The following is a 15611-nucleotide window of genomic DNA, read 5'->3' as shown; positions in this document are numbered from 1 at the left end:
CTGAAGAAGTGGTTTTCTTTGGAGGAGTGAATAATGACACCGCAGGGGCCTTTCACGTACAGGTTAAAAACATATAAAAAGCTATGAAAGTCAGAATCGCAGGGAACAGCATCCGCTTCAGGCTGAAGCAGCCGGAAGTAGCCGCTTTCCGACAGCAGGGCAAGCTGACAGAAGTGACGGCCTTCGGCCCGGAGCCCGCCGACCAGCTCCGCTTTGTACTGGAAGCGTCATCTGTCCCGGAGCTAACCGTTCACTTCGAAGCGTGTACCACCACCGTCCGGGTGCCGCGGGAGCTGGCGCTGCAGTGGACGGAAACGGAACTGGTGGGCTTGACTGGGAAGGCGGACACCGGGAAGGGCAGCCAGGTCGAGGTGCTGGTGGAGAAAGACTTTGCCTGCCTCGATGCGCCGGAAGAGGACAACGTTGGAACCTACCCAAACCCGAACGCTGCCTGCTGAAAGGAAAAAGGGCTTATATGGGTGATGGGACGGCATGGCGGCGACATCTCCTTTTTAAAGTAGCGCCTCCGGCAGAGTATGCCTCCGATGGAGCAGTTTATGTAGAACCGCCCCGATGTGCAACGCCATGCTGAAAGGGGTATATAATTAATTGTGGCTTGATGTACAAGAAAGAGCAAGCGTCGCAGCTGCGGCAGGCTTTCTGGACGACATTGGGGCAGTATATCGCCCCACACCCCGGCGCCGACGGCGTAAAAGTGAACTGGCTGAATTACAGGACAGGCCAGAAGCACGTCTATTTCAGGATGCAGGCGGACAACCGGAAAGCTTGCGTCGGCATCGAACTGGCGCATCCGGACCCGGAGTTGCAGGAGCTTTATTACGACCAGTTCCGGGAATTAAAGGGCGTGCTGCACGATTACCTGGGAGAGGAGTGGGAGTGGCAACTGCACACCGCCGACGAGAACGGGAAAACCATCAGCAGGATATACAAGGAGATCGCACCGGCCAACGTATTCAACCAGGACGAATGGCCCCGGCTTATATCCTTTTTCAAGCCACGCATCATCGCGTTAGACGAGTTCTGGAGCAACGCCAGGTACAGCTTCGACAGCCTGTGGTAAGCTATATACAAGCGCCATTCCATTTCCGGCTACATAGGCGGCCTATGCGCCTCCTGCTTTTACGATGGCTTTCTTGCTGATGCAGTACCTGACCTTGGTTGGGGTGTTGGGGTGGGCAAAGAGGTGGCCCAGGTGTGCGCCGCAGCGGCTGCAGACCAGTTGTTCGCGCGTCCGGCCGTAGGTGCGCAGGGTTTGCTGCCGCACGTGGTCCGCTACATGGTTCCAGAAACTCGGAAAGCCGCAGCCCGCGTCAAACTCCTCCGCTGCCGGGAAAAGGGGGCTGCTGCAGACAGCGCAGCTATATATAAACTGTGTCCCGTCACTCAATTGTTTCGCCGCAAATTTGTGCCCGATGCCCATCTCTGTCTGAGAACACCGAAAGCCGGCGCATCATTCCATCCGGGGGCGAGGCGGGAGGATGGGGCAGTCCTATATCCGTTCGTGTAATTGACCAATCACTGTTTTTCTGCAATAATAACTGCGGGCCTTGTATGATATTAAATATTTTTTAATTATATATGCAATCGATTCCAGCACAGGGTGGGCGTGACTCCTGCTGAAAATACCCAGCGGACGACGGCTCCTGTTGCAATGATAGGAGGATATAGCTTGCCTTGGCACAGGCTGTTCTGCTCTTGTCTGGAGTAGTTCCTGTAATCGTGATGCACGGCACACAGCACATAATTCACCATAAACTAACCCACCGTAAAATGAAAAGAAGTCGCCTCTCTCTCTTGCTTATGCCGTTTCTTATCTCCGGCGTCCAGTACGGATGCACCCCGAACAGCTCCGACACGGTGCAGAGCACCGAGACGGTTGAAAGTGCCGACGCTGCGGCCGAGAGCGGCTGGACGGATCTGTTCAACGGGAAGGATCTGACGGGCTGGGAGCAGGTGAACGGCAAGGCCGACTACAGGGTGGAGGACGGCACCATCGTGGGCACCACCGTGATGGACTCGCCCAACAGCTTCCTGGCCGCCGACAAGGAATATGGGGATTATATCCTGGAGTTCGAGGTAATGCTGGACAACGACATCAACAGCGGCGTTCAGTTCCGCAGCATCTCCGACCCCGCCGTGATGGACGGCCGCGTGCATGGCTACCAGTTCGAACTGGACCCCTCCGACCGAAAATGGACCGGCGGCATATATGACGAGGCACGGCGCGGCTGGCTGTACCCGCTCTCGCTGAATCCGGAGGCCCAGTCGGCCTTCAAAAAAGGGGAGTGGAACAAGGCCCGGATCGAAGCCATCGGCAACAACATCAAGACCTGGATAAACGACGTGCCCGTGGCCGCGGTGGTGGATGACATGACGCCGAAAGGACTCATCGCGCTGCAGGTACACTCCATTGGCGACGCGGAAGATGCGGGGAAAGAAATCCGGTGGCGCAACATCCGCATCAAGACGGATAACCTGACCCACCGCGAGGGGCACGATGCCTTTGTGGTGAACCTGGTGCCCAACACCCTTTCCGAGCAGGAGAAGGCGCAGGGCTGGACGCTGCTGTGGGACGGCAAAACCACGGAGGGCTGGCGGGGCGCCTACAAAGACAAGTTCCCGGAGGGCGGCTGGCGCATACAGGACGGCGAACTGCAGGTGCTGGAGTCGGGCGGCGGTGAGTCGGTGAACGGCGGCGACATTGTGACGGAGAAAGAATACGACGCCTTTGACCTGCAACTGCAGTTTAAGCTGACGGAGGGAGCCAACAGCGGCATCAAGTATTTTGTGACGGAGCAGGAGGACGTGGAGAACGCCTCGGCCATTGGCCTGGAGTACCAGTTGCTGGACGACGAGCGGCACCCGGACGCCAAAATGGGCCGCGACGGCAACCGCACCATCGCCTCGCTCTACGACCTGAAGACTTCAGAGAAAAACCCCCGCTTCCTGAAGCCTATTGGTGAGTGGAACCGGGCGCGCATCATCGTGAAACCCGACAACACGGTAGAGCACTGGCTGAACGGCATAAAAGTGCTGGAGTATGAAAGAGGCTCTGAGGAGTTCCGCGACCTGGTGGCGAAGAGCAAGTATAAAATCTGGCCGAATTTCGGGGAGGCGGAGAAAGGACACATCCTGCTTCAGGACCACGGCAACAACGTCTCTTTCCGGAGCATCAAAATAAAGGAGTTGTAGCAAAGCCGGATAACGCAGCGCCGCTGCCCGCGCGCAGCTTGCCGCAAACCCGGATCAGATAAATTTCAAGCGTATTCCAAAACGAACAAAAACATGGAGCACAAGGAGAACAATGCCCGCCGAGATTTTCTCAAAAAAGCTGTTATGGGAACAGTTGGTTTGTCTGTGATGGGCTTTAGCGCCAAAAGTTACGGGAACATCCTGGGGGCGAACGACAGGGTGAGGGTGGGCATCATCGGTTTTTCCGACCGGTTCAGGCACTCGTTGTACCCGGCTTTTATGGAGCACGCTAAAGACATGAACTTCGAGTTTGTGGGCGTGTCGGATATATGGAACCGCCGCCGCGACGAGGCCGAGGCCTATGCGAAGGAGAAGCACGGGCTTAAACTGAAGAAGTACCGCAACAACGACGAGCTGCACTCCAAGAAGGACATCGACGCCGTCATCATCAGCACCGCGGATTTCCAGCATGCGCTGATGGGCGTGGAGGCCGTGCGCAACGGCAAGGACGTGTACCTGGAGAAGCCGATGGCCGAAACCATGGAAGACGCCCGCGCCATCCTCAAAGCGGTAGAAGACACCGGCAAGATCGTGCAGATCGGCTCGCAGCGCCGCAGCGCCCCGAACTATATAGCCGCCAACGAGTACATCAAGTCCGGCAAGTTCGGCGACATCAAGATGGTGGAGATGACCTGGAACGTGAACCAGCCCGGCCGCTGGCGAAGGCCCGAACTGGTGAGCCAGATCCGCAAGGAGGACACCGACTGGGACCGCTTCCTGATGAACCGCCCTAAAGTTGAATGGGACCCGCGCAAGTATCTGGAGTACCGTCTGTTCTGGCCTTACTCCTCCGGCATCCCGGGGCAGTGGATGTCGCACCAGATAGACACCGTACACTGGTTCACGGACCTGGAGCACCCCCGCAGCGTGGCGGCCAACGGCGGCATCTATATGTGGGCGGACGGCCGCGAAAACCCGGACACCCTGACAGCTGTGTTCGATTACGGTCCGGGCGATGATCCGGGCAAGGGCTTCCAGGTGGTGTACTCTTCCCGCTTCAGCAACTCGGCGGGGGGCGTGAAGGAGCTCTATTACTCCAACGGCGGCATGCTGAACCTGGACACGAACAAAATAACCTCCGAAGGCGGCTTGACAGCCGATATGGCCGACGACATGGGTATGCAGGCGAACCTGCTGGCGGAATATACCCTGCCCTCGCAGGCAAAGGTTTCCACGGCTGCCAACACGGGCGGCGACCCGATGACGTCGCTGCACATGCGCAACTGGATGGAGTGCGTGCGCAGCCGCGAAACCCCGCACGCGTCGGTGAAGGCCGGCTACAACCACTCCGTCGCCAACATCATGACGCGGGTGGCCATGCAAACGGGCAAGCGCGTCACCTTCGACGAGGCGAAGCAGGAAGTGGTCGCGAGCTAAGCTTGCGGCAGCGGCTATATATAGGCCAGCAGCCATATAGCCAGGGGCTGCCGCGCTATATGGCTGGGCTGCAAGGGAAAACCTCTATAGCCTTCTTTTCCGGGGTTGCGAGTTTTCTCCATAAAGGTCAGGCTGCCATAGTTTTACTCCTGGATGGATTATATATATTATGCCAGCCATACAGAATGGCGTAGCCGGGAGGAGTTAGAATTCTTTATAGTTGAAGACACATATGAAACAGGAGGACAGTGGCAGTTCAGACAGCAGTAAACAGCCTCAGCACAGGCTGAAGGATATTGCCCTTGAGCTTGGCCTTTCCACGTCCACCGTTTCAAGGGCTTTGAGCAACCACCCGCACGTAAGCCAGGACACGAAGCAGCGCGTGCGGCAGGCGGTGGACAAGGCGGGCTACCAGCTCAACGCAATGGCCTCCAGCCTCCGCAAAAGCAAGTCCAACATCATCGGCCTGATTGTGCCCCGCATATCCATGTACTTCCAGTCGGCGGTTATCACGGCCATCCAGAACGAGCTGCACAAATGCGACTACAACCTGATGATCTTCCAGTCGAACGAGTCGCCGGCGCTGGAGAAGCAGCTCGTGAACGTGCTGCATGCCCTGCGCGTGGAAGGCCTGATAGTTTCGGCCACGCTGTACACCGAGGACTTCTCCGCATTCGATGTGTTCTCGAAGGCAAACGTGCCCCTCGTGTTTTACGACCGGGTGCCGAACGGCTATCCCGCCCACAAGATACAGGGCGACGACTTCCAGGGCGGCTACCAGTCGACGCTGCACCTGCTGGAGCAGGGCTGCCGCCGCATCGCGCACATCAGCGGCCCACTTAGCTGCAGCCTGTACCGCGACCGGTACGCGGGCTACAAAGAAGCGCTGAAAAAACACAGGATACCGCTGGACGAAAGCATCGTTTTTTTCCACGAGCTGACCAAAGAGAAAGCCCTGAAGACCTGCGAGACGCTTTTTAAGGACAAGCCATATCCGGATGCCGTGTTCACCTGCAACGACTCCACGGCCATTGCGGTGCTGGAGTACGCCAGGAAAATCAACCTGAGAATCCCGGATGACCTGAAGCTGGCTGGCTACTCCAACGACCCCCGCGCACAGATCATCCAGCCGTCCATCACGTCAGTGGAGCAGTTTCCGCATGAGATGGGCGAACTGGCCGCGCGGCTCATCATGGATTTGGTGCGGCAGAAGGTAAAGCCCGGCCGAAGCCTCATCTCGCTCACGACCCCTGTGGAAGTGATCAAACGCGCTTCAAGCGGCGGATAAGTTTGCGCTCTTGATAATTTATCCTAACTTAAATGAATGAAACCGGGGACTGGATAGACATAATAGCAGGAACGTCTTTTTCGGGCCATATATGCAATCGATTGTGTGCAAGCCGACTGAAATAGGCTACAGCACTTGCAGGGCTACTGACATATAGAACCTGGGTGATACAGTCGAGCCGACGCAGTTGGCGCAGAGCTTTGTCTGTTTTTCCCTGCCTAGCCGGACGCTTTATATATAGCATATATAGCCAGGCATTTACCAGAGTTTACCCTATAAACCTGACACAAACACATGAGTGGAATTGAACAGTTTTCATTAGCAGGCAAAGTAATCGTGATGACGGGGGCCACCGGCATCCTGGGCGAGGCCATGTCGCTGGCCTTGGGCGAGGCTGGGGCCAAAGTGGCCATTCTGGGGCGCAACCGGGAGCGGGCCGACGAGCGGGTGGCCGCCATCAAGGCCGCTGGCGGCGAAGCCATCGCCATTCTGGGCGATGTGCTGAACGAGGGGCAGATGAACACCGCAAAAGAGGAAGTGCTGAAAACCTGGGGAACGATTGACGGGCTGGTGAATGCTGCGGGCGGTAACATACCGGGCGCCACCATCATGCCCGACCAGAACCTGTTCGACGCTAAAATTGAAGACACCCGGAAAGCGGTGGACCTGAACCTGTTCGGCACCATCATCCCGACACACATCTTTGGGCGCGTGATCGCGGAGAAGGGGAAGGGGGCCATCGTCAACATCTCATCACTGACGGCGCAACGGCCCCTGACGCGGGTGCTGGGCTATACCATGGCCAAAAAAGCGGTGGAGGCCTACACGCAGTGGATGGCGGTGGAACTGGCGCTGCGGTATGGCGACGGCGTGCGGGTGAACGCCATCGCGCCCGGCGTGTTCCTGACGGAGCAGAACCGCACCCTGTTGCTGGCCCCGGACGGAAGCTATACGGATCGGGCACAGAAATTCATCAACCACACGCCTTTCCGCAGGCTGGGCAACCCGGAGGAACTGACGGGCACGCTCATCTACCTTTTAAGCGACGCCTCTAAATTTGTGAACGGCGAGACGCTGCTGGTGGACGGAGGCTTCAACGCCTTCAGCGGAGTTTAGGTTAGGAAAAATTTAATCGTATTTATATATGCCCTTGTTACAGAGCTGGAGATGGTACGGGCCGAAAGACCCGGTATCCTTACAGGACATCAGGCAGGCCGGTGCCACCGACATCGTGACGGCGCTGCACCATATACCCAATGGGGAGGTGTGGCCCGTGGAGGAAATCAGGAAGCGCCAGGCGGAGGTGGAACGCGCCGGGCTGGTGTGGAGCGTGGTGGAAAGCGTGCCGGTGCACGAGGCCATCAAAACCCAGGCCGGGAATTTCAAAACCTATATAGAAAACTACAGGCAGTCGGTGAGGAACCTGGCCTCCTGCGGCATCCGCATCGTCACCTACAACTTCATGCCGGTGCTGGACTGGACCCGCACCGACCTGAGCTATACGGTGGAGGATGGCTCGAAAGCCCTGCGTTTTGAGAAGGCCGCCTTTATCGCCTTTGATGTCCATATGCTGCAGCGAAAGGACGCTGCGAAGGACTATACCGCGCAGGAACTGGAAAAGGCCAAGCAGCGCTTTGAAGCCATGAGCGCGGAGGAGAAGCAACTCCTGCAACGCAACATCATCGCCGGGCTGCCCGGCAGCGAAGAGAGCTTTACGCTGGGCCAGTTTCAGCAGGCGCTGGACGCCTACGCGGGCATTGATGCCGACAGACTGCGGCAGCACCTCATCTATTTCCTGCAGGAGGTAGTTCCGGTGGCGGAGGAAGCAGGCGTGAAAATGGTCATCCACCCGGACGACCCACCTTACAGCATCCTGGGGCTGCCGCGGGTGGTGAGCACGGCCGCCGATGTAGCGGCCCTGGTGGAGGCGGTGCCGTCGCTGAGCAACGGCTTGTGCTTCTGCACAGGCTCGTTTGGCGTGCGGCCCGACAACGACCTGCCGGGAATTGTGAGGCAGTTCGGGGAGCGCATCAACTTCGTACACCTGCGCAGCACGCAGCGGGATGCGGACGGCAACTTTTACGAGGCCAACCACCTGGAGGGCGACGTGGACATGTATGCGGTGATGAAAGAGCTCATTCTCCTCAACAGCAGGCGGGAACAGCCCATTCCGTTCCGCCCCGACCACGGCCACCAGATGCTCGACGACCTGCACAAAGTCACCAACCCCGGCTACTCTGCCATCGGCAGGCTGCGCGGGCTGGCCGAGCTGCGCGGGCTGGAGATGGGAATCGCACGATCAATGAATGTTAAATAAAAGCTCTATGAAAGAAGAAGCCACAGAAGCGCCCACAGCGGCAAAACAAACATACAGAAGGACCGGGAACAGTTTTATGGGCGAGGATTTTCTGCTGCAGACGGAGACCGCGAAAGAGCTGTACCATGCCTACGCTAAAGACATGCCCATCATCGACTACCACTGCCACCTGTCGCCGCAGGCCATCGCCGAGAACAAGCCCTTTGCCAACATGACGGATATATGGCTGACCGGAGACCACTACAAGTGGCGGGCGCTTCGCACGCTGGGCATCGAGGAAAAGTACATCACCGGCGAGGCCACCGACGAGGAGAAGTTCATGACCTGGGCGGCGGCCCTGCCCCATACCATGCGCAACCCGCTGTACCACTGGGCGCACATGGAGCTGAAGAATCCTTTTGGCGTGACAGAACTCCTGAACGGGGAAAACGGCAAAGCCATATATGACCGCTGCAACGAGCTGCTGCAGCAGCCTGCCTTCACACCGCGGGGTTTGCTGGAGCACTTTAAGGTCGAGATGGTCGGCACGACGGATGATCCGGTGGATAACCTGCAGTACCACCAGCAGATAGCCGCCTCCGGCTTCAAGGTAAAAGTGCTGCCTTCCTTCCGGCCCGACAAGGCGCTGAACCTGGCGGGAGGGGAGGCCTTCAGAACCTACCTCCGAAGGCTCTCAGAGGCCAGCGGGGTGAAGATCAACAGCATCGGCACGCTGCTGGAGGCGCTGCAGCAGCGCGTTAATTTTTTCCATGCCAACGGCTGCCGCGTCTCCGACCACGGCCTGGCCTATATACCTTTCTCCAAAACGCAGATCGGGAAGCTCGTGGAAGTTTTTGCTGACGTCGTGGAAGGTGATGACACAGAGGCGGCCATATATGAGCAGGAGTTTGCCGCGATGGTGCTGCACGCGCTCTGCAAAATGTATTACCAGAAGGGCTGGGTGCAACAGTTCCACCTAGGCGCGCTGCGCAACAACAACACCCGCATGCTGCAGGCCAACGGCCCCGACACCGGCTACGACTCCATCGGCGATTTTCCCCAGGCCGCCAACATGGCCGCCTTCTTCAACGGCCTGGAAGAGGAGAGCCATCTCGCCAAAACCATCCTCTACAACCTGAATCCGGCCGACAATGCCGCTTTCGCCGCCATGACGGGCAACTTCCAGAGTGCGGGCATCAAAGGCAAAATACAGTTCGGCTCCGCGTGGTGGTTTATGGACCAGCTGGACGGCATGAAGGACCAGATGAACGCCCTCTCCAACATAGGCCTCATCAGCTGCTTTGTGGGCATGCTCACCGACTCGCGCTCCTTCCTGTCCTATTCACGGCACGAGTACTTCCGCAGGCTGCTGTGCAACATGTTTGGCGATGACATCGAGCAGGGCCTGCTTCCCGCCGACATCCCCTGGATAGGCAAAATGATACAGGACATCTGCTACAACAACGCCCGGGATTACTTTACCTATTAAGGGAGAAGCTCAGGAAAGTCAGGCACGAGCATAGGCGCTTGCGCCAAATATTGCACCATATATAAAGCATTGAAGCATATACAAACCAGCTTACACAATGGATAAAAAAGTTATTCGGGCCGGGATCATTGGCTCCGGCTTCGCCGCCAGGTTTCATTACGAGGCGCTGCAGCGTGTTTTTAGCGCCAAGGTGGAAATAGTGGGCGTGTACTCCGTTTCTGCGGATGAGTTGCGGGAGTATACCGACACCAGAGGCCTGAAGGCGTTTCACAGCCTGGAGGATTTAATCAGCCAAAGCGACATACTGCACGTCTGCACCCCGCCCGTTACGCACGAGCCGATTGTGATACAAGCCTTGAAGCAGAACAGGCACGTGATCGTGGAAAAGCCCTTCACCGGGTACTTCGGCGACGGCAGCGAGGGGTTCAGCGGAGACACTTTTTCGCGGGAGAAAGGCCTGGAGGAAACACTGCAAAGCCTCAGCCGGATGTTGGAGGTCGAAAAGGAAAGTGAAGGCGTGATTATGTATGCCGAGAACTGGGTATATGCCCCCGCCATCCAGAAAGAGCGTGAGGTGCTGGAGAAGACAGGCGCCCAGATCATCTGGATGCACGGCGAGGAGTCTCACTCCGGTTCGCACTCGCTGGCCTACGGACAGTGGAAGTTCTCCGGCGGCGGCTCCATGATTGGGAAAGGCTGCCACCCACTGTCGGCCGCCATATACCTGAAGCACGTGGAAGGACGGGTACGTAACGGGAAAGCCATCCGCCCGAAGACCATCACCGCCCGTACGCACGCCATCACCCGCATGCCGGGCTACCAGGACGAAGGCAACCTCAGGACCACCTACAAAGACATCGAAGACTTTGCCATGCTGCACGTGGTGTTTGAGGACGGCACCATCGCCGATGTGTTTGCCAGCGAGCTGGTGCTGGGCGGCGTACACAACTGGATAGAGGTGAACACCAGCAACCACCGCACCATCTGCAACATCCACCCCAACAATGCCATGCAGGCGTACACCCCGTCAGAGCATTATTTCAAGGATGTGTATGTGGTGGAGAAAACCGAGACAAAGCAGGGCTGGTCGTCCATGTCGCCGGACGAGGCCTGGTTTGCCGGCTACCAGCACGAGATGGACGCCTTCTACAGGTCTGCGGCCTTCGGGGAACCGGTGGAGAGTAACAGCAGCCTGGCCGCAGACGTCATCGCCACCATCTATGCCGGCTACGTCTCCTCCGAGCGGAAAGGGGCGGAGGTGCCCATCACCATTTTGTAAGGCGCGCCGCCTGGCTTTGCCCCAAAAGAAAGGGGCAAAGCCGGAAGAGAAACCGGAGGGCACAGCCTTTATACTTAACCGGTTAAAAACCGAGATTATTTCTTACAAAGCTTTGGCTTGTCTGCTGATTGGGTAATCAATTAGCCACGGTCTGAACGGCTCAAGCCCTCAGGCTTTAGAACCACATTTATATATAGCCTCATCAACAGAAAACAGTATATACCATGGAGAAAGTTAAAACAGGCCAGGAGGCTGCCACGGAGATAGCCAAAACAGGTTATTACCGCTGGATAGTTTGCGCGCTGCTCTTCTTTGCGACGACTATCAATTACATCGACAGGCAGGTTATCGGCCTGCTGAAACCTACCCTGGAGGCTGAATTCAACTGGTCGGAGCTGGACTATGGGTACATCATCATGTTTTTCTCGGCCTCCTATGCCCTGGGCTACATCATTTTCGGCACCATCATCGATAAGATAGGCTCCAAAATGGGGTATGCCGTTTCTGTTACCGTGTGGAGCATTGCGGCCATCCTGCACGCCGCCGCGCGCACCACGCTGGGGTTTGGCCTCGTAAGAGGTTTGCTGGGGCTGGCGGAGGCCGGCAACTTTCCGGCGGCCGTGAAAGCGGTGGCGGAATGGTTTCCGAAGAGGGAGCGCGCCCTGGCCACCGGCATCTTTAACTCCGGCACCAGCATCGGGGCCGTGGCGGCGCCGCTCCTGGTGCCCTTGTTGCTGAGTGCCTACGGCTGGCAGGAGGCCTTTATCATTACCGGTGCGCTGGGCTTTGTGTGGCTGATATTCTGGTGGCTCTTCTATGAGGTGCCCTCGCGCCACAAAAAAATCACCCCCGAGGAGTACGCCTTCATCCATATAGACAACGAGCCGGCCGTCGTGGAAAGCGCAGGCACGCTGAACTGGAGTAAGCTCCTGCGCATCAAGCAGACGTGGGTGTTCATCGTGGGTAAAGTGCTGACAGACCCTATCTGGTGGTTTTTCCTGTTCTGGCTGCCCTCTTACTTCGCCACCACCTTTAACCTGGACCTGACCAAGCCCAGCCTGCCGCTGGCCGTGGTCTACACCGCCACTACGTTCGGCAGCATCGGGGGTGGCTACCTGTCGTCCTATATGATTAAGCGGGGATGGCCCGTTTTGAAGGCTCGGAAAGTCACTTTGCTGATTGTGGCCATTGTGGTGATGCCGATTATACTGGCGAGGTACGCCACGGATATATGGGTGGCCGTTGGCATCATCAGTCTGGCGGCGGCGGCGCACCAGGCCTGGAGCACCAACATCTTCACCATCGTGTCAGACATCGTACCCAAAAGGGCGGTAAGCTCAGTGGTCGGCATCGGCGGCATGTCCGGGTCCATCGCCTCTACTCTTTTCCCTTTGCTCGTGGGGGCGCTGCTGCAGTATTATGAACAGCTCGGTAACATCACGGCCGGCTACAACATCCTGTTTATTATCTGCGGGTTTGCCTACCTGCTGGCCTGGCTGATAATACACCTGCTGACCAGGCGCATGAAGCCGGTGGAGTTATAGCCTTATATATAGAAGCTGGCGCTCGCGCCGTTAGCCATAAGAGCTTTTGCCATATAGAAAGTGGATGCGTAAGATGAAAAAAAATCAATACCTGATTATCGCCACAACTGCCGCGTGTACGTTGTTTTACTGCCAGGCCAACAAGACCACAACGCCGGAGAAGGCCGCAGCTTCGCAGCAGGAAGAAGCCGTGCGGCAGGTGCCTGTTAGCTATAACCTGGAAGAATCGCCCCCCGTTTCTCCGGAAGCCTCCCTTGGCCTGATGCAGGTGGAGGAGGGCTTTGACGTGGAGCTGGTAGCCGCCGAACCGCTGGTAAGCACCCCCGTTGCCCTCACCTTCGATTACGACGGGCGCATGTGGGTGGTGGAGATGGACGGCTATATGCCCGACACGGCCGGAACCGGCGAAGACATCCCGAACGGTAAAATCGTTATTCTGGAAGACACAGACAAGGACGGCGTAGCCGATGAGCGGATCATCTTCTTGGATTCGCTGGTGCTGCCGCGAGCCATTGCCCTGGTGGACAATGGCCTGTTGGTGGCCGAGCCGCCAAGCCTCTGGTACTACGAGATAAACGACGGCAAGCCGGGGAAAAGAACATTGGTGGATGCCGAGTATGCCGTGGGCGGCAACGTGGAGCACCAACCCAACGGCCTGCTGCGGGCCATGGACAACTGGATATATAACGCCAAATCGGCCAAGAGCTACCGGAAAGTGGGCGACAAGTGGCTGATAGAGCAGACGCACTTCCGGGGCCAGTGGGGCATCACCCAGGACAACTACGGGCGGCTGTACTACAACACAAACTCGGCAAACCTGCTGGGGGATTACTTTTCGCCGGGTTTCGGGGCCGCGAACGAGCACCAGCGCGATGTGGCAGGTTTCAATGAAAGAATCGTTTCCAACAACAGGGTTTACCCCATCCGGCCGACGCCCGGCGTGAACAGGGGATATATGGAGGGCACCCTGGACGACAGCCTGCGCCTGGTGAACTTTACGGCGGCCAGCGGGCCCGCGGTGTACCGGGGCGGCTTGTTCGGCGAGGCCTACGAAGGGAACGTGTTTGTGGCGGAGCCCTCGGCAAACCTTATCAAGCGCAACGTCCTGAGCGAAAGCGGCTACATCACCGGCGGAGAGCAGGCTTACAAAGAGAAAGAGTTTCTGGCGAGCGTGGACGAACGCTTCCGCCCGGTGAGTTTGTACAACGGCCCGGACGGTGCGCTGTATGTGGTGGACATGTACCGCGGCATCATCCAGCACAAAACCTACCTGACTGACTACCTGCAGAAGCAGATTGAAAGCCGTGACCTGACGCTGCCCCTGAAGTATGGCCGCATCTACAGGATAGTTCCTGAGAACAGAGAAGCTAAAATGGTGGATCTGCCGGAAGACCCGGCGCAACTGGTGAAACTACTGGGACACGCCAACGGCTGGGTGCGCGACAATGCGCAGCAAATGCTGATAGACCGGGACTATACCGCGGCGATACCGGCTCTGCGGCAGGCTGCGCAAGCAACAGACAAGCCCCTGCAGGCGATGCACGCGCTCTGGACGCTGGAAGGACTGGGTGCCCTGAAAACCGAAGAGGTGCTGGCACTGCTGAAGCAGCCGGTGTGGCCGGTACGGATGCAGGCGCTGAGTGTGCTGCCATCAGTATTGGATAAGACAAATTTCAGGCAGGTCGTGCCGGTGCTGGAACAACTGGTAGCCAGCAACGATACCCTGGCAGCGCCTTACGTGGCTTTCCTGGCGAACCATATCCGGCCGCTTGATGAGGCAGCCGCAACTAAGCTGCTGCAGCAGCTAGTTAAAAAGTATCCTTCGAATGAGTATATAGCCGATGCCGTCATCAGCAACCTGGAGAACCGGGAAGAGGCGTTTCAGAAAATAACTGCGTCCATCGCACCGGATACTTCGCTTACATTTAATAGAAGGCTGCAACGGGTAATTACACGGACCAACGAGGCCAGGAAAAACCGGAACCCGGAGGCTCTGCGAAAAGAGTTCCCGAAAGGGGCAGCCATGTTCGCCTCCACCTGCCAGACCTGCCACGGCCCGGACGGCAACGGTGTGCGGTCGCTGGCTCCGCCGCTGAACAAGTCGGAATGGGTGACCGGAGACAAGGACAAGCTCATTCCCATTGTGCTGTTCGGCCTGACCGGCCCTGTGACGGTGAACGGCCATTTGTACAAAGCCCCCGAAATTAACGGCGACATGCCGGGCATTGGCTATGATGAAGATCTGCTTAACGAAGACGTAGCACAGCTGCTGAGCTATATCCGGAAGTCGTGGCAGAACAACGCCAGCAAGGTGACGGCCGAAGAGGTGAAAAAAGTGCGTGAAAGCCTGAAAGGCCGTCAAAACGCATTCACCGTAGAGGAACTGAACCAACTGCAGTAGGACTGCCTTTCTGATACCTGCCCACTAAGGCTTTGGACCATGATCAGCTTTAGTGGGTGGGTTATCATGATACCAGGCCTGAAAAGGTGTGCTTGTACAGTGGGGGCTCTTTTTATATAGAGCTGCTTAGGGAGAAACACAAAAAATAACAGCAAGCCTGTAAGCCGGGTTCTGTTCCCGATGAGTCGGGATCTTATCATTTATCTAGGCCTGTACTCGCGCGCAGGCTCCATCGACCTACCCATCCCGACAGGCAGCCGAAACTGCCAAGGAGCGAGCAACTCCGTAAGTCGGGACCTATTTGGTCTTTCAACTCCTAAGGTTTACCCAGCCGAACTGGTCACCCAGCCGCTGGTGCGCTCTTACCGCACCTTTTCACCCTTACCCCGCTTTAATTATAAATTAAAAATTATGAATTAAAAATGAGTCACTTCTAATTTTGAATTTCTAATTCATAATTTAAAACAGGGCGGTTATTTTCTGTGGCACTGGCTGTATCTGTTTCGTTCCCGAAACAGACCCTTCCCGTTAGGAAGTAGGATGCTCTGTGTTGCCCGGACTTTCCTCCCCGAAAGCTTTCGCGGCGATAAGACGGCTTGCTGTTAAGTTTTTGTGCTGTAAAGCTAACAATAAATCCGGACCTGTGGTTCGGATTGCAGTTTGG

Annotated in this window: 12 protein-coding genes and 1 other RNA gene; 11 read left to right on the top strand and 2 right to left on the bottom strand. The window is 57.2% G+C overall.

Features of this window, described 5'->3' with window-relative positions:
- Positions 1 to 83 precede the first annotated feature (83 nt).
- Together GSQ62_RS03185 and GSQ62_RS03180 are read left to right on the top strand one after the other, a co-directional pair.
- Positions 84 to 458, top strand: coding sequence for a DUF7009 family protein (locus GSQ62_RS03185; protein ID WP_161888166.1), 375 nt, complete (start codon positions 84 to 86; stop codon positions 456 to 458).
- 161 nt (positions 459 to 619) lie between these two features.
- Positions 620 to 1081 (top strand): DUF4268 domain-containing protein, encoded by a 462-nt coding sequence (locus tag GSQ62_RS03180; protein ID WP_161891296.1) that lies wholly within the window; start codon positions 620 to 622, stop codon positions 1079 to 1081.
- Between the two features lie 42 nt (positions 1082 to 1123).
- Here GSQ62_RS03180 and GSQ62_RS03175 read toward each other — a convergent pair whose 3' ends face one another.
- A complete protein-coding gene (locus tag GSQ62_RS03175) occupies positions 1124 to 1441 on the bottom strand; it encodes a peptide-methionine (R)-S-oxide reductase (protein ID WP_161888165.1) in 318 nt (105 codons plus the stop codon).
- Between the two features lie 350 nt (positions 1442 to 1791).
- Between GSQ62_RS03175 and GSQ62_RS03170 the strand changes: the two genes are divergently transcribed.
- The 9 genes from GSQ62_RS03170 to GSQ62_RS03130 all read left to right on the top strand — a co-directional run bounded on the left by GSQ62_RS03170 (position 1792) and on the right by GSQ62_RS03130 (position 14947).
- Positions 1792 to 3213, top strand: coding sequence for a 3-keto-disaccharide hydrolase (locus GSQ62_RS03170; protein ID WP_237586941.1), 1422 nt, complete (start codon positions 1792 to 1794; stop codon positions 3211 to 3213).
- Positions 3214 to 3306: 93 nt separating this feature from the next.
- Positions 3307 to 4650 (top strand): Gfo/Idh/MocA family protein, encoded by a 1344-nt coding sequence (locus GSQ62_RS03165; protein WP_161888164.1) that lies wholly within the window; start codon positions 3307 to 3309, stop codon positions 4648 to 4650.
- A gap of 232 nt (positions 4651 to 4882) precedes the next feature.
- Complete coding sequence (locus GSQ62_RS03160; RefSeq protein ID WP_161888163.1) at positions 4883 to 5938, top strand: LacI family DNA-binding transcriptional regulator; 1056 nt, start codon at positions 4883 to 4885, stop codon at positions 5936 to 5938.
- Between the two features lie 294 nt (positions 5939 to 6232).
- On the top strand, positions 6233 to 7054 hold the full coding sequence (locus GSQ62_RS03155) for an SDR family oxidoreductase (RefSeq protein ID WP_161888162.1): 822 nt from the start codon (positions 6233 to 6235) through the stop codon (positions 7052 to 7054).
- Between the two features lie 28 nt (positions 7055 to 7082).
- On the top strand, positions 7083 to 8255 hold the full coding sequence (uxuA, locus tag GSQ62_RS03150) for a mannonate dehydratase (protein ID WP_161888161.1): 1173 nt from the start codon (positions 7083 to 7085) through the stop codon (positions 8253 to 8255).
- A 7-nt stretch (positions 8256 to 8262) separates the two neighbouring features.
- The gene (gene uxaC, locus GSQ62_RS03145) at positions 8263 to 9723 is read left to right on the top strand and encodes a glucuronate isomerase (protein WP_161888160.1); all 1461 of its coding nucleotides are present in this window, start codon (positions 8263 to 8265) and stop codon (positions 9721 to 9723) included.
- Between the two features lie 97 nt (positions 9724 to 9820).
- Positions 9821 to 11002 (top strand): Gfo/Idh/MocA family protein, encoded by a 1182-nt coding sequence (locus tag GSQ62_RS03140; RefSeq protein ID WP_161888159.1) that lies wholly within the window; start codon positions 9821 to 9823, stop codon positions 11000 to 11002.
- Between the two features lie 224 nt (positions 11003 to 11226).
- Positions 11227 to 12546: an MFS transporter gene (locus GSQ62_RS03135; RefSeq protein ID WP_161888158.1), complete on the top strand. Its 1320-nt coding sequence runs from the start codon at positions 11227 to 11229 to the stop codon at positions 12544 to 12546.
- A gap of 73 nt (positions 12547 to 12619) precedes the next feature.
- Complete coding sequence (locus GSQ62_RS03130) at positions 12620 to 14947, top strand: DUF7133 domain-containing protein (RefSeq protein ID WP_161888157.1); 2328 nt, start codon at positions 12620 to 12622, stop codon at positions 14945 to 14947.
- Between the two features lie 144 nt (positions 14948 to 15091).
- On the opposite strand, the gene rnpB is transcribed toward GSQ62_RS03130, so the two are convergent.
- Positions 15092 to 15550: RNase P RNA component class A (rnpB, locus tag GSQ62_RS03125), an RNA gene on the bottom strand.
- Positions 15551 to 15611 lie beyond the last annotated feature (61 nt).

It is taken from the genome of Pontibacter russatus (assembly GCF_009931655.1).
In the GTDB taxonomy this organism is placed as follows: domain Bacteria; phylum Bacteroidota; class Bacteroidia; order Cytophagales; family Hymenobacteraceae; genus Pontibacter; species Pontibacter russatus.
Note: the sequence above shows the minus strand (reverse complement) of the source record. Positions and strands in the feature narration are given on the sequence as shown.